A 26,308-nucleotide genomic window follows, 5' to 3' on the forward strand; every position below is an offset into this window, starting at 1 on the left:
GGGGCGGCCGGTGGAGCCTGAGGTGTAGATGACGTAGATGCTGTTGTCCGGCCCGGACAGGGCAGTCGGCGGGGTGGTCGGCTGGGTGTCGAGGTTCTCCTGGTCGAGGACGACGAGTGGGCCGTCGTGGACGTCCTGGACGAGCGGCAGCAGTGGGGTTTCGGTGACGACGACGGATGCGCCGGCGTCGTTGAGGATGTAGGCGAGTCGGTCGGCGGGGTTGGCCGGGTCCAGCGGCAGGTAGGCGGCGCCGGATTTGAGGACGCCGAGCAGGGTGGGGAGCAGGTCGGTGCCGCGGGGCAGGCAGATGCCCACCAGTCGCTCGGGGCCGGCGCCCAGTTCCCGGAGCCGGTGGGCGAGTTGGTTGGCGCGGGCGTCGAGCTGGGCGTAGGTGAGGGACTGGCCGTCGGCGATGACCGCGACCGCGTCCGGGGTCCTGGCCGCCTGTTCCTCGAACAGCTCGTGCACCGTCCGCGTCACCGGCTGTACGGCGTGGGGCGCCCCGGCGGCCAGGGCGTACTCGGCCTCGTCGAGTATGTCGACCTGGGACAGCCGGAGGGTCTCGTCCTCGGCGACCTGCTCCAGGAAGCGGACGAAGTGCCCGATCATCCGCTGCACGGTGTCCCGCTCGAACAGCGAGGTCGCGTAGACCAGTTGGCCCTGGAACGTGCCGTCGGCCGCGGCGTTGACCTGCAACTCCAGGTCGCACTTGGCCACGCCGCCAGTCGCCGTGACCGGCTCGATGGCGAGGCCGGGCAGGTGCGCGCCCTCGCTGCCGCGCTCATGGAGGGTGAAGGCCACGTCGTACAGCGGGGTGCGGGACATGTCCCGTTCCGGCTGGAGCTCGTCGACGAGGCGGGCGAAGGGGACGGCTTGGTGGTCGTAGGCCTCGATCAGGGTCTCGCGGGCCTGGTCGACCAGTTCGGCGAAGGAGGGGTCGCCGTCCCAGCGGGCGCGCATGACCAGGTTGTTGATGCCGTAGCCGATGAGGCCCTGGAGCTCGGGGCGGGTGCGGCCGGAGGCGACCGTGCCGACCGGGATGTCACGCCGGCCGGTGTAGCGGGCGAGGAGGGCCTGGAAGGCGGGGAGCAGCACGGCGAACGGGGTCGCGTTGTGCGCCTGCGCCAGTTTGTGGACCTTCTCGCAGAGCCCTTCGGGCAGCGCGAAGGGTACGTCCGCGCCCTCGTGGCGGCGGTGGCTGGGACGGGGCAGGTCGGTGGGCAGGTCGAGCGGGGTGATCCCGGCCAGCCGCTCCCGCCAGTGGTCCAGGTGCCGGGCGTAGGCCCCGGAGCTCTCCTCCGCGCGCTGCCATGCGGCGTAGTCCGCGTACTGCACGGGGAGGGCCGGCAGGGACGGCTCCCGCCCGTGCGTGAACTCCTCGTACAGGGCGCCCAGTTCGGTCATGAGGACGCGGGTGGACCAGGCGTCGAACGCGATGTGGTGGATGACGACGCTCAGCACGTGGTCGTCGTCCGCGAGCCGCAACAGGCGTGCCCGTGCGGGCCACTCGTGTTCCAGGTCGAAGGGGATCACCGACATCCGGGCGACGAACTCCGTGGCGTGCCGCTCACGTTCGTCGGCCGATCCCTCGCGCGCCGGCTCCAGGGGAAGCTCCACGGCCGCGGGCGGGTCGATGATCTGGGCCGGTTCCCCGTCGGCCAGCGCGTACCGGGTGCGCAGCACTTCGTGCCGTGCGGTCAGCGCGCTCCACGCCTGCTCCAGCGCCGCGGTGTCGAGTGCGCCCCGCACCCGGAAGGCGAGCGGCACCAGGTACTCGGCGCTGTCCGGCTCCAGCCGGTTGAGGAACCACATCTGCTGCTGTCCGAACGACAGCCGCAGTGTCCCGGCCCGGTCGACGGGGGTGATGGCCGAGCGGCGGCCGCGGGGACGCCCACCGCCGAGTCGCCTGCGGAGGAGCTTCTCCTGAAGGGCGTCGACGTCTGCCGGCTTCTTCTTCCCGACGCTCATCTGTTCCAGTCCTTCCGCTGCCGCCGCTATTGAGTGGCCGATGGGTTTTCCGATAGCCCGTCGGGATTTTCTAGATGTGCCGGAACAGCGAGAGCGTCATTTCTGCGCCGTCTGCTCCATACGGCGACGCAGGCTCAGCGGGCGCATGTCCGTCCACACCTCGCCGATATGCGTGAGGCATTCCGAGCGCTTTCCCTCGGTTCCCTCCGCGCGCCAGCCGGAGGGCAGGTCGCGGTCCGCCCACCAGATGGAATACTGCTCCTCGTCGTTGATCACGACGCGGTAGATCTGGCCGTCATCCTGCTCGTCAGCCATGTCAGACCCTTTCAAGAAGCCGTCGATGAAACGGCATTCGGGCATTCCATATCTGATCGATCAGTTTTCTCGGCGACCCGATACTCCGTCTATATCGGAGCTATCCGGCCAAGAAGCCCTCCGGCCCGGGACCCGAGTGAAGTCGGGTCCCGGGCCGGAGGGCTTCGGGCGGGGGTGCGGAGCCGGGGTCTAGTCGGTGCGCGCGCCGGTGGCGGCGGCCACGGGGGCCGGCCGCGACGGCTCGCTCGTGCCGGGCAGCCGGTTCAGCCGGTTCAGCCGGCCCGGCAGGGTCCAGGCCCGTTCGCCGAGCATGGCCACGGCGGCGGGGAGCAGGACACCGCGCACGATGGTCGCGTCGATGAGGATGGCCACGGCCATGCCCACGCCCATCATCTTGTTCTCGATGGCGGACAGGGTGATGAAGACGGTGAACACCGCCGTCATGATGACGGCCGCGCTGGTGACGACGCCCGCACTGGCGGCGATACCGCCGACGACGGCCTCCCGAGTGGTGGCTCCGGCCAGCCGCCGCTCGCGGATCCGGCTGAGGATGAAGATGTGGTAGTCCATGCTCAGCCCGAACAGCACGACGAACATGAACAGCGGCAGCCAGCCGGCCACGCCTCCGTACGGGGTGAAGCCGAGCACCGAGCTGAAGGCGCCGTCCTGGAACACCCAGGTCAGCACGCCGTACGCGGCCCCCATGGACAGCAGGTTCAGCGCGATCGAGACCAGCGGGATGGCCAGAGAGCGAAACACGATCAGCAGCAGCGCGAAGGCCAGGACGAGGACGAACCCGACGACGAGCGCCGCCCGCGAGGTGAGCTGGTCCTTGAAGTCCTCGGCGAACGCGGTCCGTCCGGCGACGGCGTAGTCGATGCCCTCGACCTTGCCGAGGGTCGCCGGGAGGGCGACGTCGCGCAGGGTCGCCAGCGCCTCGTTGGAGACCTCGTCGGTGCCGCTGCCCGCCAGCGGGACGCGCACCATGAGCACGTCGTCGACCCGCACCGTCGAGATCGGGCCCGCCAGCCGTCCGTCACTGTCGGCGATCTGCTGATGGAGCCGGTCGACGGCCGCCTTCACCTCAGGGGTGTCCGAACTCCCGCCGTCGACACCCCAGACCGCGACCTTCGCGGGGGTGGGGGAGCCGGGGAAGGCCTCCTGCATGCGGATCGCGGCGTCGACCGTGGGCGCGCTGCGCGGCAGGCTGTTGACGACGGCGGCGTCCTGCAGGCGCATGTCGAGCGCCGGTGCCGCCATCACGAGCAGCGCGAGCACGGCGGCGCCGCCCCACACCTTGGGCCGGTTGACGACGGCACGGGCCAGCTTCTGCCAGCCGCGGGACTCGGCCACGGTCGTCCGGCGCTTGCCGAGCCACGGGACACGGCCCTTGTCGACGCGATGGCCGAGGGCGGCGAGCAGGGCCGGCAGCACGGTCACGGAGGCGATCATCGCCAGGCCCACCACGAGAGCGGTGCCGAGCGTCAGGCCGCGGAACACGTCGAGGCCGCTGAGGAGCAGGCCGCTCAGGCAGAGGATCACGGTCACGCCGGAGACGATGACGACATGGCCCGAGGTGCGGGAGGCGATGTGCAGCGACTCGGCCACACTGCGTCCGGCGGCCCGTTCCTCGCGTTCGCGCCGCAGATAGAACAGGGAGTAGTCGACGCTGACCGCGATGCCGATGAGCAGGATCATCGAGGTGACGGCGCTGTTGACCGCGACCCACCGCTCCACCACGGCGATGAGGCTGAAGGTGGCCACGACGGTGGTCGCCGCCAGCAGCAGCGGGATCGCCGCCGCGACCAGGGCGCCGAAGACGACGAGCAGGATCACCAGGGTGATCGGCAGCGAGGTGCGTTCCGCGCTGGCGAAGTCCTTCTTGACGGCGTCGTCGACGGCACGGGACAGGCTCACGTCACCGGCCTGGACGACCCGTACGTCCTTGTTCTGGTCGGCGACCTTGTCGACCGCCGCGACGACCGAGTCGAAGTGCGCGGTCATCTTGTCGTTCGGGCCCGCGACGAAGAAGGTGACCAGACCGGAGCGGCCGTCCTTGGAGATCTGCTGTTCCGAGCCCGGCTTCAGCGGGGTGCGCAGGTCGGCGACGGCTCCCGGCAGCTTGTCGAACTCGGCCACCAGGTCCTCGGTGGCCTTGACGAGCGCCGGGTCGTCCATGAACTTCCCGCCGCCGTCCTCGCGGGGCTGGATGAGGACGTTCTCCAGGATCGGCTCGTAGTTCTTCTGCTCGCGCAGCACCCGCTTGACGGCCCCGGACTCACCCGGATCGTCCGTGCTGGCACTGGATCCGGAGAGTACGGCGCTGGCGAGCAGCGCCACGACGACCAGGCCCAGCCAACCGCCGATCGCCAGCGCGCGATGCCGTATCGACCAGCCGGCGATCCGCTCGATGAACGCGCCCTGACCCTTGCCCGCGGATAAGTCCCCGCCCGCGCGGGTCCGCGACGTCTCGCGGTCCGACGACCCGGTGACCATTGAGTCACTCTGCGTAGTGGGTGGTTTGCGCTTGCGCGACATGAACTAAGGTCCTTCCCGAAAGGGGTGGTGCGCTGAAGACTCGCCGTCGGCGAGGTGTCACTTCTTTCTCTGCCGGGTCGTCAAGTTGCCGCTTGACGGCCCGGTTCCCTCATCCCGTCACTCGATCTCCTTCAGTACGCGTTCGACCGAATGCACGCGGGTCCGAAGGTCGGCGAGATGCTCGTTGATGTCGGTCAGCTTCCGCTCGATGGCGTCCTGGTTCTGGTTCGCCTTCTCGGCGAGCGTCCGGTATTCGTAATCCCGGGCCAGGATGGCTCTGGCGCGCCAGGTAGCCGCCATGTTCCAGACGACGATCGTGACGATCACGATGACCATGCCGAAAATGCCGACTGCTCCGATGACTTCCTGCCAGCCTCGGGAGTTCATGACGGGGATCCTTTCTCACTGTCCGGCTGGACGGCGTCTTGTGGGCTGAGCGTCAGCACTGCGGCCGCGATCGATTCCGGTGTGAGGTCGAAGGTGAAAGGAGCCACCTCGTAGAACTTCATGGCCTTCCCGTCGCTCGATATCTCGAGATGGGCCGAGACGAGGCCGGCGGCTTCCAGCTTCCTCAGGTGGGCCTGGAGCAGGGCACGGCTGATCCCCAACTCGCGGGCCAGCTGGCTCACGTAGTTGCGTCGACGCGACAGGGCGGCCACGACGCGAAGGCGGTGCGGATTGGCCAGGGTGGCCAACACGTGCACCATGTCGTCTCCGTCGTGGAAGGAGGTTCTCACAGTGACACACCGGACATGCCAAGAGACGTTAGCAGGTGCATGAGGGGGTTTCCAGTCATGCCGATCAAGCACATCTACCGCCAACTCCCTCATGAGACAGGCCTGTTGGAGCGCGCCGAGAGCCCCCGCTGCGCGACGATGACGCTGCCCGCGACGAGTAACGAGATCGCAGGTCCGATGAGAAACGGAGGGATGCTCTCCGGCAGGGCCCGGCCGCCCACGTAGCCGAGCCCGATGGTGTAGGAGAGGAACACGGCCTCGGCGATGCCCGCGCCGATCAGGTACTTGCGGACCGGGTAACCCACGATCCCGGCGGCCAGGCCGCCCATCCCCCGCCCGGTGGGCACGAAGCGCATCGCGATCACCGAGGGCACTCCGTACCGCTGGATCCGTCGCGACGCCCAGTCCAGCGTCGAGCGGCGCCGGGCGTCCCGCGCCAGCCAGGGCAGCGCGCGACCGCGTGACCTGCGGCCCATCAGGAAGACCCCGAGATCTCCGAGGACCGCGCTGGCCAGCAGGATGATCGCCAGGGGTGCGAGGCTGAGGCCGCCCGTCGCGGCCAGGGTGCCCGCACCCGTCAGTAACGCGGAGTTCGGCACCATGGGCGGCATGGTGACGAGGATGAGAAGCACGTACATCCAGTGCGTGCCGTCCATGGCCGCCAACTCCCTTGGTCTGTGCGGTACCTGCTGGCACCTGCATAGAAACTTTGGCAGGTGCCAAGCCGCGTATCAACCGCTGCCGGGTGGGACCAGGGGAATCTGAGAGTCAACCCCTAGGGGTTGCGGGCGGATCGTCTCAGGGGTGTCCAGGGGAGCCGTCCGGAACCCGCCACCATGTCCCAACTTGACCCGTCAACACGGAAGTTGACCCATCCGCCGGGCCAGGATGTCGGTGAGCCCGGGCAGCGAACCGTCGAAGTAGAAGTGGCCCCCGTCCAGTACGTGCACCTCGGCGCCGCCGATGGCGTAGTCCCGCCACAGCTCCAGGTCGGCGGGCGTGACCGACGGGTCCCTGTCACCGCCCAGGGCGATCAGCGGGCACGTCAGCGGAGCGCCGGCGGCGTACTCGTACTTGTCGATCACCCGCAGATCCCCGGACAGCACCGGATACGCGAGCTGCCACAGCTCCTCGTCCTCCTCCAACGCCCGCGCGCCCTCCCCGCCGAGCTCACGGAGATAGGCCCGCAGCTCGTCCTCCTCGAACGACAGCCCTCTGGGCTCGCGTTCGGCCGGCGCCTTGCACGCGGAGACGAACAACGCTGCCAGCGGGGAAGGGAAGCGCGGCTGGAGCCGGCGGGCCGTCTCGAAGGCCACCATCGCCCCCATGCTGTGCCCGAAGAACGCCGTGGGACGGTCGAAGGGCGCCTCGATGCGCCGGACGATCTCCTCGGCCAACTCCGGTATCGAGTCGGGCATGGGGTCCTGGTAGCGGTCCTGCCGCCCCGGGTACTGGACGGCGACCAGCTCGACCGTCTCCGGGAGCAGCCCCGGCCAGCCGTGAAAGGTGCTCGCCGCTCCCCCCGCGTGCGGGAAGCAGTACAGCCGCGTCCGCGCCCGGGGACGCGGCTGGAATCGCCGGAACGGGGACACCGTCGTCATCGTGCGCTCCTGCCCCACTCGAGTACGGCCCTCGCGCCGTACGACCTGTTCTTCCGCCCGCGCGACCGGCAGGCCGTGCACCTCCGGCGGGCCGACGGACTGGCGGGCCCGCGGACCGGGGCCGGCGGTGCCGGGTTCTGCCCGTCGCGCGGTGCGGGTGCCGTGGGCCTGCCCGGCAGCTCCGCCACACCATGCCGCTCGACGGCCGCCCCGCCGCAGCGCCGGGCGTGGCCCCGAGGGCCCGTCGGTTGGATCATGTCGGCGTCGCGGGGCGTGGCACGCCACCCTCTCGGGCCCGCCGGGCCGCCCTGTTTCCTGCAGCCGACCTGATCCAGACGACACCCCCCAGCCCTGCGCACCGTCGTCTGGATCGTGCCGGCGTCGCGGCCCGGCGGTGGTGGTCTGCGGGGTGCCGGGACCGAGGAGGTGATCGCTGCTGCCGGCCGCGGTGCCGTCGCCGAGGCGGCCGTACGGGTGCCGGGCCTCCGGCATTCCCTGGGCGCCACCCCGCGCGCCGCCAACGGTGCGCCCCGGTCCGGGAGATGCGCGCGCGGCTCGGCGCGGTGCTCCTTGCGATGGCCGACGGGGCCGGTGCGGGCCGCTGCCGCGACGGGTGGGCCGAGGGTCATGCGGTGACCGTCCCCTCCCGCACCTCGCCGACGGCGCGCAGGAGGACGGGGCCGGCGCCGCGCCCCGCCCCCCGGGCCAGCGCGGCGACCAGGTCCGGGCCCAGGTCCACCTCCTCGACCAGCCATCGGTCGCGAGAGCCGGGCCCGGCATGCTCGACGAGCGCCGAACCCGTGTCGTCGGGCAGGACGTCCAGCCCGCGCAGGTCGGTGACGATGCCGATGCCGACGGCCTTCAGTACGGCTTCCTTCCGCGTCCAGGAGCGCAGGAAGAACTCCCGTCGGTCGTCCTCGCGCTCCAACGCCCGCATCCGGGCGAGCTCGGGGTCGGACAACGCCAGCTCGGACACGCCCTCCGCGGCGAAGTCCCGCCTGCTCTCGAGGTCGATGCCCACGCTTCCCGCGGCGGTGACGGCCAGGGCCCAGTGCGGGCCCGACCGCGAGAGGCTGAACTCAAGACCGGTGGCGGGCCGGGCGATCCGGGGCCGGCCATGGCTCCGGTCCCCGCAGGCCGGGCAGATGTGCCGGCCGAACCGGATCGCGCCGGGCGGCCCGCCGAGGTAGTGGTCCGCGAGCAGGCGCCGCAGCAGGGCGTGCACGCCCGCGTAGTGGGCCTGGTGCGGAGGGCGTCTGCCGCGCGCGAGGCGGAGTTCCTCGTCGTCGAGAAGGGCGAGGTCGCCCGGGGCGAGTTCGTCCCGTACCCGGCCGTGCCAGATGTGGACCGCGCCGGTCACGGCGAGACGGCCGCGGGTGTCATTCATAGTCCGGTCACTTTGCTCGACGGAGGTGCACGGCCGACTCCAGGAAGAGAGGGGAGTGGAAACCAGTGTCCGCGGCGACCGTCCCGTCCATGCCGCGACGCCCCGCGGTAACGGCGTCCTTCACTCTGCGCGGCGCGGCTATACCCGGGCTATACGGCCGGGGACGGGGCGCGGGCGAGAGGGGAGGGCTGCGCGTATAGAGGCCGTATAGCGGGCGGCCGGAGAGTTCCGCGGACCGCCATCCCAGGCGGCGCGGCGACACATACGGAGCAGGGTCACACACCAGGGAGGCGGCTCATGGCCGACGCCGAAGTCCGGGTTCTCGCGCAGTCGGACCATCGAGCCGGGCAGGACCTGGCGAGAGCGGCCCACCACACCTCCCCCATCTCCGACCGCGAATGGGCGTACGCGCAGGACCTCCACGAGCCCGGACTGGCACTGGGCGCGTTCCTCGGCGGTGACCTGGTCGGCACGACCTTTCTCCTGCGCTCACGACTCGCGCTGCCCGGCGGATCGACCGTGCCCATGGCCGCCGCGACCGGAATCGCCGTGCGCGCCGACCGCACCCGGCGCGGGATCTTCACCCGGCTGGAGCGCGAGAGCCTGGACCTGGCCGTGGCGCAGGGCTTCCCCGTGGTCGGCAGCCGGGTGAGCGAGGCGACGATCTACGGCCGCTTCGGCCACGGGGTCGGCAGCACCACCCGCGCGGTACGGCTGTACCCGCACGAGGCCCGGCTGCGGCCCGAGGTGCCCGCCGGCGGCGAGGTGCGGCTGGTCGACGGCGAGACGTCCGTCGGCCTGCTGCCCCGGCTGTACGAGCGGCTCGGCCCCTACCGGCCCGGCGTGATCGAGCGTTCCGCCGGCTGGTGGAAGGCCAAGTGGGAGCCGCTGGTGCACTCGGGCAAGGGCGCCGTGGTCGCGGTGCACTCCGGGCCGGACGGTGACGACGGCTTCGCCGTGTACCAGGCGATGCGCGGCGGGGACTCCGGTGCCCGGGTCACCCTGATGGTCACGGACTTCCACGCGGCGAACCCGGAGGCCGTCGCGGGCCTGTGGCGCTTCCTGCTGGGCGTGGACCTCGTCGAGGAGGTGTGCGCACGGCGCCGGCCGGCCGACGAACTGGTGGAGGGAATGCTGGTGGACTGGAGGGCCTGCCGCACCCATTCCGTCAACGACGACCTGTGGCTACGCCTGGTCGACGTGCCCAAGGCACTCGGCGCACGCTCCTACCGCGACGGCGACCCCTTCGTCCTGGAGATCACCGACGACCTCCTGCCCGCCAACTCCGGAAGCCTGCGGATCGGGCCCGACGGCGTGGAACGTACGTCGGACCGGCCCCAGCTCTCCCTGAACGTCGACGCGTTGGCGATGGCCTACCTCGGCGGCACGAGCTTCACGACCCTGGCCTCCATCGGCCTGCTGAGGGTGACCGACACCAAGGCCCTGCCGAACGCGGACCGCGTCTTCGGCACGGACAGGGCCGCGTTCTGCGGAACGACGTTCTGACGCGGGTCAACCGCACGACACCGCACGGACGTTGACCCACCCCGCCCCGCCCAGCAGAATGACTCCGCATTTGTGAGAGCGCTCTCAAGGCCCGGCGAGGGAGACCCATGAACGGCATGACCGGCGTGAATCACGTGAATCGCGTGAACCGTGTGACCGACGGACCGGGTCGAGGACGAGGCCCGGCGGTCAGTCGCCGTGGGCTTCTCGGGGCCGGGCTCGGTGCCGGGCTCGGTGCCGCGGTGCTCGCCGCGGCCGGGGTGGGGTCGGCGCACGCCGGAACGGCCGGGGCGGGTGCCGGTCACCCGCGCGCGGCCTCCGCCCAGCGCCGCGGCCACGCCTTCCTCGCCGCCGCCATGGACGCCTACCCCGACCACGGCCCCGTCCGCCTCGCGCAGAGCTACGCCGACCAGGCCGGCCTGTTCAGCACCGCCTTCACCTACGACAACGCCCTCGCGATCCTCGCCCACCTCGCCGCCCGCACCTCCGACGGGCGGGCTCGGGCCGTGGCGCTCGGGGACGCGCTGCTGTACGCGCAGGAGCACGACCCGGCGCATGACGACGGCCGGCTGCGGCAGGCGTACAACGTCGGGCCGTACACCTTCTACGACGGCTCGCTCCAGCCGGACGGGTTCGTACGGGCGGACGGCACCGCCAACGTGGGGACGCAGTTCGGGTTCACGGGGACGGCCGTGGGGGACATGGCCTGGGCCGGGATCGCGCTGAGCGCGCTCGCCGGGCGGACCGGGGAGCGGCGGTTCCTCGCCGGGGCCGTGCGGATCGGGGAGTGGATCGAGCGCAACGGGCGTACCGACGAACCGCTCGGCGGATACAAGTTCGGGGTCGACGGGGCCGATCAGAAGCTGCCCTTCACCTCCACCGAGCACAACACCGACCTCGTCTGCCTGTTCGGGCGGCTGGCCCGGCTGACGGGGGACCGGGTCTGGCTGGAGCGGCGTGCGCGGGCCCGGGCGTTCCTGGAGAAGGTGTGGGAGGCGGACGGCGGCTTCTTCTACACCGGGACCAACGACGGGGTGAGCGTCAACAGGTCGCCGATCCCCGCCGACACCCAGACCTGGACCTACCTGGCCCTCGGCTCCCGCGACCACGCCCGCTCGCTGGACTGGGCCGCGCGCGAGCTGGCCGTCCTCGACCACGCCGAGCGGCGCAACAGCACGGTCCCCGCGGGGCAGTCGTACGAGGGTGTCACCTTCAGCTCGGCCGGACTCGTCGCGAACGAGGACGCCCCGATCGCCGAGTCGCAGCCCAAGCCCGACCGCAACGGCGTCTGGTTCGAGGGGACGGCTCATCTCGCGCTCGCCCTGCGGGAGCGGCACGGGCGCGGGGACGAGGCGCTGGCGGGGCGGCTCCTCGGCTCCGTCGAGCGGGCCCAGGATCTGCTCGGGGGCGGTCAGACCGTCGGCGGACGGGCGCTGCCCGAGCGGTCCGGGGTCGTGTCGGCCAGCAGCCCGCTCGACACCGGGTTCGGGTTCGGGTTCGGCTATTACCCCTACCGGCACCTAGGGGCGACCGCCTGGTACCTGATGGCGGCCGTGCGCGCCAACCCGCTGCGGGGCTGAGGCACCGGCCGGCGACGGCGCCTCACCCGCGCCCGCTGCCCGCCGTCAGTCCGCCCACGATGAACCGCTGGAAGAGGGCGAACACACAGACCACCGGGACGCTGATGAGCGTGGCGGTGGCCATCAGGGCGCCCCACGCCGTGCCGTGCTGCCCGACGAACGCGTTCAGCAGCACGGTGACCGGCTGGACGTCCGGGCCCTCGGCCAGCGTGAGGCCGAACAGGAACTCACCCCAGCCGATCAGGAAGCACAGCCCGGCCGTGGCGACCAGGCTCGGCGCCATGACGGGCAGGACGACCCGCAGCAGCACGCCGGGCAGCCCGCAGCCGTCGACCAGTGCGGCCTCCTCCAGCTCCGGCGGGAAGGACCGCAGCACCGGGCGCAGCACGATCACGGCGAAGGGCAGGGTGAGGGTCGTGTCCGCGGCGATCAGGCCGAGGTAGCTGTCGTCGAGACCGGCCCGGCGCTCCAGGATGAACAGGGGTGCCGCCAGCACGATGGCGGGCGGCAGTTGGGCGACCAGCAGGGCCAGCACCATCGCGCCCGAGCCGCGCAGCCGGACGCGGGCGAGCGCGTACGCGAGCGGGACGCCGAGGACCAGGGTGAGGGCCACCACGCCGCTGGAGATCACCAGGCTGTTGAGCAGGGCCCGGGTCAGGCCCGCGTAGTCCAGGGCCGTCCGGTAGTTCTCGGCGGTCAGCGGGGCGGGCAGCCACTGCGGGGTCGGGGCGAGGATGCGGTCCGGGCGGGTCAGGCTGGTCTTGGCCATCCAGTACACCGGCAGCAGGAAGGCCGCGGTGATCACCGTGGCGACCGCCGTGAGCAGCCACGGGTGGCGGGGAGGTTTCACGTGGAACCTCCCACCGCGTCCTCGCGCCGCAGTCGGCGTACGTAGAAGACACCCGTGAGCAGCGGGACGACGAGCAGCAGCAGCCCGGCGGCCGCGCCCTCGCCGAACCGGAAGAAGCGGAAGAAGACCTCGTAGACGTAGAGGGACAGCACGCGCGTGGCGTCGACCGGGCCGCCGCCCGTCATCACGAAGATCAGGTCGAAGACCTTGAAGGTGTAGAGCAGGCCGAGGAGGAGGACCGTCACGCAGACCGGGCGCATCAGGGGCAGGGTGATGCGGCGCAGCCGCTGCCAGGCGTTCGCTCCGTCGAGGGCCGCGGCCTCGTGGAGCTCGGGGTCGATGGTGTGCAGGCCGACCAGGAGCAGCAGCATGTTGAAGGGCACGCCGACCCAGATGTTGGCGAGGATCACACCGGCCAGCGAGGTGGACGGGTCGGTCAGCCAGTCGTGGTCGAGGGCGTCCAGGCCGACGGCCCGCAGCAGCGCGTTGTACGCGCCGGACTCCGCGTCCAGCAGCCAGCGAAAGAGGGTGCCGCTGACGATGGGCGGCAGCAGCCAGGCCACCAGGAGCAGGGCGCGCAGAAGGCCGTTCAGCGGGAACGGACGGGCGAAGAGCAGGGCCAGGGCGAAGCCGAGGGTGAACTGGCAGACCAGCGAGCCCAGGGTGAACAGCAGCGACAGGCGCACGGAGTGCCAGAACGCCGCATCGTCGAGGACCACCCGGTAGTTGTCGAGGCCGTTGAAGCGTGCGGCCCCGCCGAGCAGGCCGCTCAGCCGGACGTCGTGCACGGAGGTCCAGACGTTGTAGAACAGCGGGTAGGCCAGGAACAGGGCGAGGAAGGCCAGGCCCGGGAGGCAGAAGAGGTAGCCGGCGCGTCGGCGGTGTGCGGAGGGGCCGCGCACCGGACCGGGGTCGGCCGGCGTGCGGCCGCCCCTTCTGCGGCGGAGCTCCAGCGCGAGGGCCTGGCGCCCTCTCACCGCTCGCCCAGCGCCTTGTCGATCTTCCCGGCCGCCGTCCGTGCCGCGGCCGAAGCCGCCGCCGTCCCGGTCAGTACGGCCTGCTCCGCCTCCGCGACGGCCTGCGAGGCGTCGGCGTAGTGCGGGCCGTACTGGCGTGGCCGGGCCAGGGGCAGCTGGCTCAGGAAGAGCCGCAGCGCCGGGTCCGAGGCCCAGGCGCCCCGGTCGGCGAGGTCCTTGCGGGCGGGCAGGTTGCCGAAGGAGACGAGGTACGGCGTCAGCACCGACGGGCGCTGGGTGTACTCCAGCACCTCCCACGCCTTGTCCAGATGCTTGCTGCTCGCCGTCAGCACCCAGTTCTCCCCGCCCAGACAGGTGGCCGCCTCCTTGTCGCGGGGCAGGGCGACGACCGCCCAGTCGAAGTCGGCCTCCTTCAGCGTGGGGATCTGCCAGGGGCCGTTGATCTGCATCGCCGCACGCTGGTTGAGGAACCGGGTGTTGACGTCCTGCTGGGTCCAGCCCACGCACTGCTCGGACAGGGAGCCCTTGGCGACCAGGTCGTCCAGGAACGACAGGGCGGTGGCGCCGTACGTGGCGAAGGTGTCCAGGTCACCGCCCGCCTGCCACAGGAACGGCAGGAACTGGAAGACGCCCTCCTCGGTCCGGATCGCGCTCAGCGCGAGGCCGTACCGCTCCCCCCGGGTCAGCCGCTCGGCGGTGGAGGCCAGCTCGGCCCAGGTGGTGGGCGGTTTCACGCCGGCGTCCTGGAGCATCCGGGTGTTGTAGTACAGGGCCAGGCAGTTGCTCTGGTTGGGGATGCCGAGCGTCCTGCCGTCGACCTGGCAGCCGTCCCAGGGGCCCTTGTAGTACTGGTCGGCCTGGCCCCACTCTTCGACCCGGTCGGTGAGGTCGGCGAGCAGATCGCTGCCGCCGAGGGTGTTCATGGAGACGTTGTCGACGATCGCGATGTCGGGCAGGTCACCGGAGATCGCGCCCAGGGTGATCTGCCGCTCCAGCTCCGCGAACGGAAAGGTCCGCCGCTCGATCCGTACGTCCGGCACTCCGGCCTCGATGTCCTTGATCAGCCGGGTCATGCCGGGCTGGAAGTTGTCCAGCGTGAAGTAGTCCCACCAGGTGAGGGTGGTCGTGCTCGGCTCGTCGGAGCCGCCGCACGAGGCCAGCGCCGCGCCGCCGGAGAGGGCGGCGGCGCCCGCGCCGACAGTACGCAGGAACCGGCGGCGGTCGACCGGGTACGACATGCTCCCCTCCCGGGGTGCTCGGAGTGCCGGCTCGGCTCGGAGTGCCGGCTCGGTATACCCCGACGTATCAGAAATCCAGGTCGAAATCGGGGAATTCCGGCTCGGGTTCCGAACCGGGCACCGGATGGCACCGTCCCGTACTGCCCCGCAGGGTGATCAGCGGCTTCAGCAGGACGTGCCGGGGCGTGGAGCCGGGGGAGCGCAGGCGTTCCACCATCAGCTCGACGGCGACCCGGCTCATCTCCTTGGCGGGGATCTCGGCGGCGGTCAGCGGCGGGGACACCTGCTCGGCCCAGGGGCTCGCCGCCACCCCGACGACCGAGAAGTCGCGCGGCACGCTGCGGCCGTGCCGGGTCAGCCCGCGGTAGACGCCCTCCAGCGCCGCCTCGTTCATGGTGACCAGCGAGGTGGTCGCCGGATCGTCGGCGAGGATCCGCGTCACGACCTCCTCGCCCGAGGCGAGGTCGTCGCCGCACAGGTAGGCGCGCGGCTCGTGGCCGGCGTCCGTCATCGCGGTGGTGTAGCCCTCGTGGCCGAGCCGGGCGAAGCCGTAGCCGACGTTGAACAGCTGCTCGGAGCGGTTGACGAAGGCGATCCGTCGGTGGCCCAGGTCGGTGAGGTGCCGTACACAGCCGCTCGCCAGCCCGGCGAAGTCCAGATCGACCCAGCCCGCCCCGTCGCAGCGGTGGTTGCGGCCGATGGCCACGAATGGGAAGCCCGCCGCCGCGAGCAGCTCGACCCGGCTGTCCTCGCGGCGGATCTCCATCACGATCACACCGTCCACCCGCGGGGCATCGCCGCCCCGAGGTGCCCCGTCGGCCCGTGGCGCATCGCCGCTCCGAGGTGCCCCGTCGGCCCGTGGCGCATCGCCGCTCCGAGGTACCCCGTCGAACCATGGCGCATCGCCGCTCCGCGTCGCACTGTCCACCCGCGGCGCACCTGCGCCTCCGGGCCCCTCGACGTGCTCCGGCCGCGGCCCGACCATCCGCCGGAACGAGTCGTCGTCGGCCGTCTCGGCGGGGGAGAGCAGCATGTCGTAGCCGTGCGACGCGGCGGCCTCGGCGACGCCGCCGATGAAGGCGAGCTGCATCGTGGTGTAGTCCCCCTTGCGGCCGGACGGGGGGTAGAGCAGCCCGAGGGTGTGCGTGGCGCGGTCTCCCCCGGCCGATGGCCTCGTGGGGGCGCGCGGGTGCTCGGTCATGGTCAGCCGACCGGGAGGGGTTGCTCGGCCCAGATCGTCTTGCCGGTGGGCGTCTGGCGGGTGCCCCAGCCCTGGGTGAGCTGCGCGACCATGTGCAGCCCGCGGCCGCCCTCGTCGTAGGTACGGGCCCGGCGCAGATGCGGGGCGGTGCTGCTGGCGTCGGACACCTCGCAGATCAGGGTGCGGTCCCGGATCAGCCGCAGCCCGATCGGTACGTCGCCGTAGCGGATGGCGTTGGTGACCAGCTCGCTCACCACCAGCTCGGTCACGAACGCCGCCTCCTGAAGGCCCCACGCCGCGAGCTGCCGGGTGGCCTGCGCGCGGGCGTCGGCCACGATCGCCGGGTCCGACGGCAGGGCCCAGGCGGCGACCTGGTCGGCGTGCAGGGCGCGGGTGCGGGCCAGCAGGAGGGCCACGTCGTCGGCGGGGCTCTCGGGGAGCATGGCCCGCAGCACGGCGTCGCAGGTGATCTCCAGCGAGGGCACCGGGGAGGACATCGCCTCGCAGAGCCGTTCGAGGCCCAGGCCCATGTCGCGGTCCCGGGCGATCAGGCCGTCCGTGTAGAAGGCGAGCAGACTGCCCTCCGGCAGCTCCAGCTCGGTCGCCTCGAAGGGGAGGCCGCCGACGCCGAGCAGCGGACCGGGCGTGAGCCGGACGACGCTGACGGTGCCGTCGGGCAGCAGCAGCACCGGTGGGACATGGCCGGCGCTGGCGAGGGTGCAGATCCGCGAGACCGGGTCGTACACGGCGTACAGACACGTCGCGCCGATCCCGCCGGTGTACGGCAGGTCGCGGACGGTGCTGTCGTCGTCCGAGGTGAGATGGGTGACCAGGTCGTCGAGGTGGGTGAGCAGCTCGTCCGGGGGCAGGTCCACGTCGGCCAGGGTGCGCACGGCGGTCCGCAGCCGCCCCATGGTCGCCGAGGCGTGGATGCCGTGCCCGACGACATCGCCGACGACCAGGGCGACCCGGGTGCCGGACAGCGGGACGACATCGAACCAGTCGCCGCCGACGCCCGCGCCCGTACCGGCCGGCAGATAGCGGTACGCCACCTCGACGGCCGCCTGTTTCGGCGTGTCGCGGGGGAGCAGGCTGCGCTGGAGCGTGAGCGCGTTGGTGCGCTCGCGGGTGTAGCGGCGGGCGTTGTCCACACCGACGGCGGCCCGGCCCGCGAGTTCCTCGGCGAGGATCAGGTCGTCCTGCTGGAAGGGCGGCGAGCCCTTGCCGCGGACGAAGACCGCGACGCCGAGGGTGATGCCGCGGGCCCGCAGCGGGGTCGCCATGACCGAGTGGAAGCCGTGCTCCCGCACCACGGCGGCCCGTGCCTCGTGCTCGCCGACCCAGCGGGCGAAGTCGGGGTCGTCCACCCCGCTGAGCACCGGCCGCCCACTGGTCAGGGAGCGGGCCGGCGGCGAGAACGACGGATAGGTGTCGATCCCGCCGAGGGCGACGGCCGCCTCGGGCACGCCCCCGCCCTCGGCCGCCGACTGGTGGGCGACCCGGCGCAGCATCACGGCGACGTCGACCGTCCCCGGCACCGGCTCCTCCCCGCGCACCACCGAGTCGAGCAGGTCCACGCTGATGAAGTCGGCCAGCCGGGGTACGGCCAGATCGGCGAGTTCCTGGGCGGTGCGGGCGACGTCCAGGGTGGTGCCGATCCGGGAGCCCGCCTCGTTCAGCAGGGCCAGCCGCTGCCGGGCGGCGTACTGCTCGCTGCTGTCGAAGGCGGCGGTGCCGACCCCGGCCACCTCGCCGGACACCGGGTCCTTGACGGGCCACAGCTCGACGATCCAGGAGCGGTGCCGGGTCGCGGCGGCGGGCGGCGCCGGGGCGAACCCCTCGTACCGCATCGGCATGGCCTCCTCGGCGACCCGCCGCACACACCTGAGGAAACCCTCGTCGGACCGGGCCTCGCCCAGCGGGTCGGTCTCCGCGCCCGCGTTCAGCCGCCACGAACCCGAGGCGGCGCTGTAGGTGGACAGGGCGATCGAGGACTGGGCGAAGGCCCACTCCACCATCCGCCGGTCGCGGTCGGAGGCGGCCGTTCCGGTGGTGGCGGTGACCACGAACGCCTGGGTCGCGCCGCCGCCGTCCAGCGAGGGATGCGCGTGCAGGGTCAGTTCGACGCGCCGTCCGTCGCGGTGTCTCAGGACCGCCGTACCGCTCCACTCCTCGGAGCCCACCGGGGAGAAGCCGGTCGCCTCCCGGTCCACGAGCAGATCGGCCGCGGCCCGCCCCACGACCTCGGCCGCGACGTATCCCAGCAGCCGCCGGGCACCCTCGCTCCACCCCGTGACGACGCCCTGAAGGCTGATGGTGGCTGTCGCGGCATCTGGTGACCACACGGTTCCAGCGTGCGCGTCACGGGAGAATCGGACAAGTCGGATTCCTATGCATGCATCATCGGATTCCTGTGCGTGAACGAGAGGAGGTCACCGTGTCCGATTCCGGTACGGGTGCCGCAGGCGCGGGCGCCACCGGTACCCCGCTCGCGCGGAAGATCGGTGTGCGGCCGGGCCACCGGATCCGGCTCCGGCACGCGCCCGCGGGCTGGGCCATCCCCGGGCTGCCGGCGGGCTGCGACATGGCCGAGGGAGGCCCGCGGGGCGCGGACGTCGCCGTCGCGTTCCACCGGTCGTACGTCGAACTCGTCGCCGAAGCCCCCGGCCTGGTCGACGACCTCGCTGATGACGCCATGCTCTGGATCGCCTGGCCCAGACGAGCGGCCGGCCACGTCAGCGACATCACCGAGAACGGACTGCGGGACCTCTTCCTCCCGCTCGGGGTCGTCGACGTGAAGGTCGCGGCACTGGGCACGGACTGGTCGGGACTGAAGTTCGTGAGGCGCAGGGAGAACCGCGGCAACCGGCGAACTTGAGAAGTCCTTACTGTGAACCACTAGCATCGCGGCGGTAATCGCAGCCGGTACGAGGTGAGGGCAGGGCGGGGTATGACGGAACCGAGGATCGCTGTCGCCGTGGTGACCATGGGGAACCGCCCCGCCGAGGTCGACGCGCTGCTCGGGTCCGTGGCCAAGCAGGATCTCGCCCCCGTCCGGATCGTCGTCGTCGGCAACGGCTGCCCGCTCCCCGAGTTCGCCGAGCGGCTGGGGCTGCCCGGCGAGGTCACGCCGATCGAGCTCGACGAGAACCTGGGCTGTCCGGGTGGCCGGAACGTGGCCCTCGCGCGGCTGCGCGCCTTCGGCGACGTCGACGTCGTGGTCGAGCTGGACGACGACGGGCTCCTCGTCGACGCCGACGTCCTGCGCCGCGTACGGGACCTGTACGCGGCCGACGACCGGCTCGGCATCGTCGGCTTCCGCATCGCCGACGAGCGGGGCGAGACCCAGCAGCGGCACGTGCCGAGGATCGGCGGGGCGGACCCGATGCGCGGCGGCTACGTCACCGGCTTCCTCGGCGGCGGGCACGCGCTGCGTATGACGATGCTGGCGGAGACCGGGGACTGGCCCGCCGAGTTCTTCTTCGCCCACGAGGAGACCGACCTCGCCTGGCGGGCCGCCGACGCGGGCTGGCGCATCCTCTACGCGCCCGAACTGCTCCTCCAGCACCCGAAGACCTCGCCCGCCCGGCACGCCATCTACTTCCGGGTGAACGCCCGCAACCGCGTCTGGCTGACCCGCCGCCGACTGCCGCTCGCGCTGATCCCGGTGCACCTCGGGGTGTGGGTGCTCCTCACCCTCGTGCGCAACAGGAACTCGCCGGCCGGCCTGCGCGCCTGGTTCGGCGGCTTCCTGGAGGGGCTGCGGGAACCGGCGGGGGAGCGGCGTCCCATGCGCTGGCGCACCGTGTGGGGACTGTGCCGCCTCGGCCGGCCGCCGGTCATCTGAGAGGGGGCCGGGGGAGGGGACGCGGGCCCCGGTCGTTCACCTCCGCCGACCGGGACCCACATGCGTCCCAGGATCCGGCGCGGCGGCGACACTCCCCCGAGTTGCGCGTCGTACGCGCGCACCGTCGGCCGGATCCGATGTAGTGATCACATCAGGTCGCGCCAACGGATCGCTAACATGTGGCCAACGGTTGCCCGTTCCGACGCGCTTCCGCTGGCGTGAAGTCGATGGACGGCAGAAGGAAACGGCCTGGATGGAACGCTGTCCGGCCGAGAGCCGTCGATAAGAGGGTGGCGGAAAACCGCCGTACAAGAGGCGGATCGCGGGCACGGGTACGGCCCGCCGTCCGCCGTACAAGAGGCGGATCGCGGGCACGGGTACGGCCCGCCGCGCGGGAAGGCAGTGGCGGCGTGAAGCGGTACGAGCTGCGGTTCGGACTGCTGGGACCACCGGTGGTGTTCGAGGACGCCCCTGAGGAGGCCTCCTCCTACGACGCCCAGGACCTCCCCGTCCGGATGATCAGCAGCCCCAAGGTGCGGGCTCTGTTCGCGGCGCTGCTGCTGGAGGGTGGCCGGGTCGTCTCCGTGGAGTCGCTGAAGGACGTGCTGTGGGGCGGCGCGCCGCCCGCCTCCGCACAGGCCTCGCTGCACAACCACGTGGCCCGGCTGCGCCGCCTGCTCGACCGCCCCGAACGGCTGCGCGCGGTGCCGCCCGGCTACGTCCTGCGCGTCGACGAGGGCGAACTGGACGTCGACGTCTTCGTCAGCCGCGTCGCCGCGGCCCGCGTCGCCCACGCCGGACGGGACTGGGAGCGTACGGTGCGCGAGTGCACCCGGGCGCTCGCGCTGTGGCGGGGCACGCCGCTGGCCGGCCTGCCCGCCGAGGTCGGCGGCTACGCCCTCGTGCAGCGTCTGGCGGAGGCGCGGCTGCTGCTTCTGGAGTGGCGCTACGACGCCGAGCTGAACATCGCGGGCCCGGGCCTGGACGCCCTCGTACCCGAGCTGACCGCCCTGGCCGCCGAGCACCCCCTGCGCGAGTCCTTCCACCGCCACCTGATGCTCGCCCTCCACCACACCGGCCGGCGGGCCGAGGCCCTGACCGTCCACCGCGTCCTGCGCACCCGCCTGATCGAGGAGCTCGGCGTGGAACCGGGGGCGGGGGTGCGGGAGGCGCATGTGGAGGTGCTGCGCGGGGGAGAGGGAGCCGGCCGTGGGTGGGGCGGGGGCGCGGCGGGCCCGGCGGGCCCGGCGGACGGTCCCGCGCGGGCCGGGGTCCACCATGACCTGAGGACGGCGACACAGGGCCCGGCCGAACACGGCGGCGCCCTGGTCCCCGGCGCCTCCGACGCTGCCGCCGGCCCCGAGGCCGACCTGCCCGACGCCCCCGCGAACCTCGACGCTACGCGCGATGACGACCCCCTCCACCGCCCGCACCCCGCCCCGTCCGTCCGCGAGACGCATATGTCGGCTGCCCCCGCCCCCAGGGACCCGGACGCCTCCACCACCACCCCGCCCACCCCACCCCGGGTCACCCCCACCGACCCTCCCCGCCCCGCCCAACTCCCGCCACCCCCAGCCCACTTCACCGGCCGCACCGCCGTACTGCACGACCTGCGCCGCACCCTCACCCCGACCCCGACCCCGACCCCGACCTCGACCCCGACCCCGACCTCAACCCCATCCCCGACCTCGGCGCCGACCCCCGCGCCCGCGCGGCAGCGCCCCCACACGGCCGTGGCCGTCATCAGCGGCATGGCCGGCGTCGGCAAGAGCGCGCTCGCGCTGGAGGCCGCCCATGGGCTGGCGAATCGGTTTCCCGACGGTCAGCTCCACGTCAACCTGCACGGCGCCACTCCCGGCATGCCCCCGCTCACCTCCGGCCAGGCCCTCACCGCACTCCTCCGCGACCTCGGCACCGACCCCCGCGCCATCCCCGAACACCCCGACGCGGCCGCCGCGCTGCTGCGCTCCCTGCTCGCACCGACCCGCACGCTCGTCGTCCTGGACGACGCCGCGAACGCCGCGCAGGTACGCCCGCTGCTCCCGGCCGCCCCCGGCTGCGCGGTGATCGTCACCAGCCGCTCCCCGCTGACGGCCCTCGACGGCGTCCACCGCTTCCCGCTCACCCCGCTGCCGGCCGAGGACAGCGCGGCGCTGCTGCGCGCGGCCTCGGGCCGAGGCGCCCGCGACGGCCACGACACCGCCGAGCGAGCCCCCGACGGCACCACCGCCCCCATCGACGCCGTCCACCCCCTCGTTGCCCTCACCGGCGGCCTCCCGCTCGCCCTCCGCGTCGTCGCCGCCCGACTCGCCGCCCGCAGCGCCCTCACCCCTGAGGTGCTGGCCCGCCAACTCGCCGCCACCGAGAGCAGGTTGCACCACCTGGAGTACGACGACCTGAGCGTCCGCCGCTCCCTCGCCGTCGCCCACGACGCCCTCGCCGCCTCCGACCGCGAGGCCGACCGGGACGCCGCCCTCGCCCTGCGTCGCATCGGTGCCCTGGACCTGCCCGCGTACGGCGCCCCCCTGCTGGCCCGCCTCACCGGCACCGACGAGCGCCGCGCCGAGGCCGCCCTCGACCGCCTCGTCGACGTGGCCCTACTGGAGGAGACGGCGTACGGCCGCTACACCCCCCACGACCTGGTGCGCGACTTCGCCCGCGAACTCGCCGAGAGCGACGGCGACTTCACCGGGACCGCCGAGACCGCCCTGCGCTGGTACGCCGCCGCAGCCGAACGCACCCTCACCGCCATCGTCGAACCGGGCCTCGACCGGGACGACCGTCGCCGCCCGACCCCGACCCAACCGCAGGACCACGCGACGACCGTCGACACCGTGGCGGCCTTCGACAGCCCCGAAGCCGCCTTCGCCTGGGCCGACCTGGAACTGGAGAACATCGTCGCGCTGGCGGAGCGCCACGGCGGCGCCGACCACGACGAACAGGACAGCCCCACCGTCCCGCACGCCACCGTCCCGCACGCCATCACCACGCACACCACCGTCCCGCACACCACCACCCCGCACACCACCACCCCGCACACCACCACCCCCCACAACCCGGCCGCCCCCCTCCTCTCCACCCTCATCCGTCTCCTCTTCCCCTACCTCCAGCGCAGCGGCCGAGTCGCCGAGATGGAACTGCTGGGCGGCGCCGGGCTCCGCGTCGCGCGGCGGCTCGGGGACGAGGCCGCCGAGGCCTACGCGCTGGGCGACCTCGCCGGTCTGCACTTCCTGACCGGCCGTCAGTCCGAGGCGCTCCACCTCAACGACCGTGCCCTGGCGATCTGGCGGCGGCTCGAAGTGGTCTCCTGGACGCGCCGCTGCCTCAACAACCGGGGCCTGCTGCTCGAAGGGCTGGGCCGCTACGCCGAGTCGGGCGAAGCCCTGCGCCAGAGCCTGGAGTACTCGCGGCAGTTGAACGACCCGCACGGCGAGGCCGTGACCTACAGCCACCTCGGCAACCTGTACGAGCACACCGACCCGCGCGCCGCCATCGAGCAGCACCGCCGCTCACTCGCGATCGGCGACGAGATCGGCAACGTCATCGTGCAGCACTCCGCCCACTGCAACATCGGCTACGCCCACCTCACCCTCGGCGAACCGGCGGCTGCCGCCACGCACTTCGAGGAGAGCCTGCGCATCCTCGGCGGCCACGGCGACTGGCACGGCGAGTCCCAGACCCGCCTCGGCCTGGTCCGCGCCCTGCGCCTCCTGGGCCGCACCGAGCCCGCCACCCACGCCCTGGCCGAACTCCTGACCCGCGCCGACGCCCGGGCCGACCGCTACACGGGCGGTCTGGCCCGCCACCAGAAGGGGCTTCTGCTGCACGAGCGCGGCCGTGTCCAGGAGGCGCACGCGGAATGGCGCACGGCTCTCGATCTCCTGGACGGCACCGACGAGAAGGCGGTCGTCGAGGAGCTGAGGCAGCTGCTGCCCGACCCGGCCACCGACGCCGTCCGGCGCTGATCACTTCGCGTCGGCATAGCTCTCCACCACCGCCGTGGTGAACGGAAACCGCACCGGCGTCTCCCCGAACGTCAGCCGCCCCGCCAGCTCCGCCGCCTCCCGGATCGCCGTCACGACCGCTTCGGCCTCCTCCTCGGGACAGTGCACGATCACCTCGTCGTGCTGGAAGAAGACCAGTTCCGCCGCCATGTCCGCACAGGTGCGCCGCAGCGCGGCGAGCAGCAGCAGCGCCCAGTCGGCGGCGCTGCCCTGGACCACGAAGTTCCGGGCGAAGCGGCCCCGGGCGCGGGCGTTGGTCGAGGCGTAACCCGGCACCCACTCCTGGGGACCGGAGCCGCCGCCGGGCTCGTCCTCGGCGTCCGGCACGGGAATGCCCGCCTCCTCGGCGGCGTCCTCCGTCGCCCCGGCCGCCGGTGGACACGTCCGCCCCAGCCAGGTCCGTACGAGCCGCCCCTCCTCACCGGCCCGCGCCGCCTCGTCGACGTACGCCACCGCCCTGGGGAACCGGCGTCTGAGCGCGGCGAGGTTCTTGAGCCCGTCGCCGGACGTCTGCCCGTACACGGCGCCGAGCACGGCGAGCTTGGCCTGGGCGCGGTCGCCGGAGAAGGCGCGGTCGGAGACGGACTGGTAGAGGTCGCTCTCCCGGCCGGCCACCTCCATCAGCCCGGGGTCACGGGAGATCGCCGCCAGCACCCGGGGTTCCATCTGGTCGGCGTCGGCCACGACGAGCCGCCAGCCGGGGTCGGCGACCACGGCACGCCGGATGACCTTCGGGATCTGCAGCCCGCCTCCGCCGTTGGTCACCCACCGTCCGGTGACCGTCCCGCCCGCGAGGAACTCCGGCCGGAACCGCCCGTCCCGCACCCAGTCCTGGAGCCAGGACCAGCCGTGCGCCACCCAGATCCGATACAGCTTCTTGTACTCGACCAGCGGCTTCACGGCCGGGTGGTCGAGGGACTCGATCTCCCAGCGCCGGGTCGATCTGACCTTGATCCCGGCCTGCGCGAAGGCCTTGATCACATCGGCCGGCAGATCGGGCCGCACCCGGCGCCCGAAGGCCGCCGACACCTCGTCCGCCAGCTCGGCCAGCCGCCGCGGCTCCCCGCCCCCGGCGTACCGCTCGCCGAGCAGTTCGTGCAGCACCCGGCGGTGCGCCTCGGCGCTCCACGGCAGCCCCGCCCGGTTCATCTCGGCGGCGACGAGCATCCCCGCCGACTCGGCCGCGGTGAGCAGCCGCATCCGCTCCGGGTGGGCGGTGGCGTCGTGCCGGCGCTGCTGGTCGGCGTAGACCTCGACGAGGTCGGCCAGCGGCACATGGACCGCCTGCGGTTCGAAGAGCGGGGACTGCGAGCCCGGTTCGGCCGCCCGCTGGGGCGGGTCGGGTGGCACCGGGAGGCGGCGCAGCCGGGCGAGAGCGGCGGCTGCCGACCTCGGTTCCCCGTGCCGCCCCTCGTGGCCGAGCAGGAGCGTCTCGGCGTCCTCGATGTCGTAGCACCGCTCCACCCGCACCCCCGTGGCGAGCAGGCGCGGATAGACCTCCGGGGTGGACCGCCACACCCACCGCGTGACCTCCGGCCGCCCCCGCACGGCCGCACCCAGGTCCGCCTCCCGGCGCACCGGCCCCGACGGCAGCCCGTCCGGGCCGAGGGGGGCGATCTCGACGCCACCTTCCTCGGCCGGAGCGAGCGCCCACCGGTCGGTCATGCAGCGAGTGTGGCACCCGGGTCTGACAACGCCCTCAGCCCTGCGCCGCACCCTCCTCCCCGGCCCCCTCACCGGCCTCCTTGACCGTCTGCACCCCGCTGTTCAGGAACTGGGAGAGCATCTCGACGAGGTACGCCTCCACGGTGTCCTTGGTGAGCCCGAGCCCGTACAGCACACCGCTGCCGTTCTCGAACTCCAGCAGGGCGAGCAGGATGTGCTCGGTGCCGATGTAGTTGTGGCCGAGGCGCAGGGCCTCGCGGAAGGTCAGCTCCAGCACCTTCTTGGCGTCGGAGCCGTAGGGGACCAGCTCGGGGACGTCGTCGGCGGCCGGCGGCAGGGCGGCGGTGGCGGCCTGGCGGACCGAGTCCAGCAGGACGCCCTGGGCCGTGATCGCCTTCGCGGCCAGCCCGTCCGGCTCGGCCAGCAGACCGAGGACGAGGTGCTCGGGGCGGCCCTCGGCGTTGCGCGCGGCGACGGCCTCGTTGTGGGCGGCCATCACCGTGTTGCGGGCACGCGGCGTGTAGCGGCCGAAGCCCTGCTGCGGGTCGAGGTCGGTCGACTCCTTGGGCACGAACCGCTTCTGCGCGGCCTGTCGGGTGACGCCCATGCTCTTGCCGATGTCGGTCCAGGAGGCACCGGACCGCCTGGCCTGGTCCACGAAGTGACCGATCAGGTGGTCGGCCACCTCACCGAGGTGATCGGCGGCGATCACCGCGTCCTGCAGCTGGTCGAGGGGCTCGTCGTGGACCTTCTTGATGGCCGCGATGAGCTCGTCGAGACGTACGGATGACGTGATGCTCGGGTTCGTCGACATGTGTCAACCGTAAGTTGACACCCCCTGACTGTCAACCTTCAGTTGACACTCGCCGTCACGGTGCCTTGGCGAAGCAAACG

The 26,308-nt window shown here is 72.6% G+C and carries 20 protein-coding genes; 5 read left to right on the plus strand and 15 right to left on the minus strand.

The annotated features are described in order from the left end of the window. The 8 genes from AQJ67_RS34785 to AQJ67_RS34820 all read right to left on the minus strand — a co-directional run. Positions 1–1,968 (minus strand): condensation domain-containing protein (locus AQJ67_RS34785; RefSeq protein WP_159058886.1); only part of this gene is annotated, 1,968 nt, incomplete at its 3' end. A 96-nt stretch (positions 1,969–2,064) separates the two neighbouring features. Further along, positions 2,065–2,283 (minus strand): MbtH family protein, encoded by a 219-nt coding sequence (locus AQJ67_RS34790; protein WP_062723403.1) that lies wholly within the window; start codon positions 2,281–2,283, stop codon positions 2,065–2,067. Between the two features lie 189 nt (positions 2,284–2,472). Then, the gene (locus tag AQJ67_RS34795) at positions 2,473–4,779 is read right to left on the minus strand and encodes an MMPL family transporter (protein ID WP_079056345.1); all 2,307 of its coding nucleotides are present in this window, start codon (positions 4,777–4,779) and stop codon (positions 2,473–2,475) included. A 159-nt stretch (positions 4,780–4,938) separates the two neighbouring features. Next, positions 4,939–5,208: a hypothetical protein gene (locus AQJ67_RS34800; RefSeq protein ID WP_062723334.1), complete on the minus strand. Its 270-nt coding sequence runs from the start codon at positions 5,206–5,208 to the stop codon at positions 4,939–4,941. Continuing rightward, on the minus strand, positions 5,205–5,528 hold the full coding sequence (locus AQJ67_RS34805; RefSeq protein WP_062723335.1) for an ArsR/SmtB family transcription factor: 324 nt from the start codon (positions 5,526–5,528) through the stop codon (positions 5,205–5,207). Before AQJ67_RS34805 ends, AQJ67_RS34800 begins: the two co-directional genes overlap by 4 nt. A 119-nt stretch (positions 5,529–5,647) precedes the next feature. Continuing rightward, the gene (locus AQJ67_RS34810) at positions 5,648–6,214 is read right to left on the minus strand and encodes a DedA family protein (RefSeq protein ID WP_062723336.1); all 567 of its coding nucleotides are present in this window, start codon (positions 6,212–6,214) and stop codon (positions 5,648–5,650) included. 198 nt (positions 6,215–6,412) lie between these two features. Continuing rightward, positions 6,413–7,159: a thioesterase II family protein gene (locus tag AQJ67_RS47160; RefSeq protein WP_062723337.1), complete on the minus strand. Its 747-nt coding sequence runs from the start codon at positions 7,157–7,159 to the stop codon at positions 6,413–6,415. A gap of 625 nt (positions 7,160–7,784) precedes the next feature. Then, positions 7,785–8,546 carry a 4'-phosphopantetheinyl transferase family protein gene (locus AQJ67_RS34820; RefSeq protein WP_062723338.1) on the minus strand — a complete coding sequence of 254 codons (762 nt, stop codon included), beginning with the start codon at positions 8,544–8,546 and terminating at the stop codon, positions 7,785–7,787. 297 nt (positions 8,547–8,843) lie between these two features. On the opposite strand from AQJ67_RS34820, the gene AQJ67_RS34825 reads away from it, so the two are divergent. Then, positions 8,844–10,052 (plus strand): GNAT family N-acetyltransferase, encoded by a 1,209-nt coding sequence (locus AQJ67_RS34825; RefSeq protein WP_062723339.1) that lies wholly within the window; start codon positions 8,844–8,846, stop codon positions 10,050–10,052. 107 nt (positions 10,053–10,159) lie between these two features. After that, entirely contained in the window at positions 10,160–11,632 is a 1,473-nt protein-coding gene (locus tag AQJ67_RS34830) for a Tat pathway signal sequence domain protein (RefSeq protein ID WP_425264199.1), read from the plus strand. 22 nt (positions 11,633–11,654) lie between these two features. Here AQJ67_RS34830 and AQJ67_RS34835 read toward each other — a convergent pair whose 3' ends face one another. The 5 genes from AQJ67_RS34835 to AQJ67_RS34855 all read right to left on the minus strand — a co-directional run bounded on the left by AQJ67_RS34835 (position 11,655) and on the right by AQJ67_RS34855 (position 18,243). Then, on the minus strand, positions 11,655–12,482 hold the full coding sequence (locus AQJ67_RS34835; RefSeq protein WP_062723340.1) for a carbohydrate ABC transporter permease: 828 nt from the start codon (positions 12,480–12,482) through the stop codon (positions 11,655–11,657). Beyond that, positions 12,479–13,459, minus strand: a complete 981-nt coding sequence (locus AQJ67_RS34840; protein ID WP_244190675.1) for a carbohydrate ABC transporter permease — start codon at positions 13,457–13,459, stop codon at positions 12,479–12,481. Before AQJ67_RS34840 ends, AQJ67_RS34835 begins: the two co-directional genes overlap by 4 nt. Then, positions 13,456–14,697 carry an ABC transporter substrate-binding protein gene (locus AQJ67_RS34845; RefSeq protein WP_062723341.1) on the minus strand — a complete coding sequence of 414 codons (1,242 nt, stop codon included), beginning with the start codon at positions 14,695–14,697 and terminating at the stop codon, positions 13,456–13,458. Before AQJ67_RS34845 ends, AQJ67_RS34840 begins: the two co-directional genes overlap by 4 nt. A gap of 67 nt (positions 14,698–14,764) precedes the next feature. Next, entirely contained in the window at positions 14,765–15,898 is a 1,134-nt protein-coding gene (locus AQJ67_RS34850) for a LacI family DNA-binding transcriptional regulator (protein WP_062723342.1), read from the minus strand. 2 nt (positions 15,899–15,900) lie between these two features. Continuing rightward, the gene (locus AQJ67_RS34855; RefSeq protein WP_062723343.1) at positions 15,901–18,243 is read right to left on the minus strand and encodes an ATP-binding SpoIIE family protein phosphatase; all 2,343 of its coding nucleotides are present in this window, start codon (positions 18,241–18,243) and stop codon (positions 15,901–15,903) included. Between the two features lie 92 nt (positions 18,244–18,335). Between AQJ67_RS34855 and AQJ67_RS34860 the strand changes: the two genes are divergently transcribed. The 3 genes from AQJ67_RS34860 to AQJ67_RS45990 all read left to right on the plus strand — a co-directional run bounded on the left by AQJ67_RS34860 (position 18,336) and on the right by AQJ67_RS45990 (position 23,710). Continuing rightward, on the plus strand, positions 18,336–18,776 hold the full coding sequence (locus AQJ67_RS34860; RefSeq protein WP_244190676.1) for a DUF3052 domain-containing protein: 441 nt from the start codon (positions 18,336–18,338) through the stop codon (positions 18,774–18,776). Between the two features lie 72 nt (positions 18,777–18,848). Then, on the plus strand, positions 18,849–19,745 hold the full coding sequence (locus tag AQJ67_RS34865) for a glycosyltransferase family 2 protein (RefSeq protein WP_062723345.1): 897 nt from the start codon (positions 18,849–18,851) through the stop codon (positions 19,743–19,745). Positions 19,746–20,155: 410 nt separating this feature from the next. Beyond that, positions 20,156–23,710 (plus strand): AfsR/SARP family transcriptional regulator, encoded by a 3,555-nt coding sequence (locus tag AQJ67_RS45990; protein WP_079056349.1) that lies wholly within the window; start codon positions 20,156–20,158, stop codon positions 23,708–23,710. Here the strand turns inward: AQJ67_RS45990 and AQJ67_RS34875 are convergent, their stop codons facing one another. Both AQJ67_RS34875 and AQJ67_RS34880 read right to left on the minus strand, forming a co-directional pair. Beyond that, a complete protein-coding gene (locus AQJ67_RS34875; RefSeq protein ID WP_062723346.1) occupies positions 23,711–25,414 on the minus strand; it encodes a bifunctional 3'-5' exonuclease/DNA polymerase in 1,704 nt (567 codons plus the stop codon). It lies immediately after the preceding gene. 34 nt (positions 25,415–25,448) lie between these two features. After that, on the minus strand, positions 25,449–26,228 hold the full coding sequence (locus tag AQJ67_RS34880; protein WP_062723347.1) for a Clp protease N-terminal domain-containing protein: 780 nt from the start codon (positions 26,226–26,228) through the stop codon (positions 25,449–25,451). Between the last annotated feature and the right edge of the window lie 80 nt (positions 26,229–26,308).

This window comes from Streptomyces caeruleatus (assembly GCF_001514235.1).
Taxonomy (GTDB): Bacteria; Actinomycetota; Actinomycetes; order Streptomycetales; family Streptomycetaceae; genus Streptomyces; species Streptomyces caeruleatus.

Excerpts from the sequence above, each read along its gene's own strand:
- AQJ67_RS34790 (WP_062723403.1), bottom strand. The coding sequence starts at position 2,283 with ATGGCTGACGAGCAGGATGACGGCCAGATCTACCGCGTCGTGATCAAC.
- AQJ67_RS34795 (WP_079056345.1), bottom strand. The coding sequence starts at position 4,779 with ATGGTCACCGGGTCGTCGGACCGCGAGACGTCGCGGACCCGCGCGGGC.
- AQJ67_RS34800 (WP_062723334.1), bottom strand. The coding sequence starts at position 5,208 with ATGAACTCCCGAGGCTGGCAGGAAGTCATCGGAGCAGTCGGCATTTTC.
- AQJ67_RS34805 (WP_062723335.1), bottom strand. The coding sequence starts at position 5,528 with ATGGTGCACGTGTTGGCCACCCTGGCCAATCCGCACCGCCTTCGCGTC.
- AQJ67_RS34810 (WP_062723336.1), bottom strand. The coding sequence starts at position 6,214 with ATGGACGGCACGCACTGGATGTACGTGCTTCTCATCCTCGTCACCATG.
- AQJ67_RS47160 (WP_062723337.1), bottom strand. The coding sequence starts at position 7,159 with ATGACGACGGTGTCCCCGTTCCGGCGATTCCAGCCGCGTCCCCGGGCG.
- AQJ67_RS34820 (WP_062723338.1), bottom strand. The coding sequence starts at position 8,546 with ATGAATGACACCCGCGGCCGTCTCGCCGTGACCGGCGCGGTCCACATC.
- AQJ67_RS34825 (WP_062723339.1), top strand. The coding sequence starts at position 8,844 with ATGGCCGACGCCGAAGTCCGGGTTCTCGCGCAGTCGGACCATCGAGCC.
- AQJ67_RS34830 (WP_425264199.1), top strand. The coding sequence starts at position 10,160 with ATGAACGGCATGACCGGCGTGAATCACGTGAATCGCGTGAACCGTGTG.
- AQJ67_RS34845 (WP_062723341.1), bottom strand. The coding sequence starts at position 14,697 with ATGTCGTACCCGGTCGACCGCCGCCGGTTCCTGCGTACTGTCGGCGCG.
- AQJ67_RS34850 (WP_062723342.1), bottom strand. The coding sequence starts at position 15,898 with ATGACCGAGCACCCGCGCGCCCCCACGAGGCCATCGGCCGGGGGAGAC.
- AQJ67_RS34865 (WP_062723345.1), top strand. The coding sequence starts at position 18,849 with ATGACGGAACCGAGGATCGCTGTCGCCGTGGTGACCATGGGGAACCGC.
- AQJ67_RS34875 (WP_062723346.1), bottom strand. The coding sequence starts at position 25,414 with ATGACCGACCGGTGGGCGCTCGCTCCGGCCGAGGAAGGTGGCGTCGAG.
- AQJ67_RS34880 (WP_062723347.1), bottom strand. The coding sequence starts at position 26,228 with ATGTCGACGAACCCGAGCATCACGTCATCCGTACGTCTCGACGAGCTC.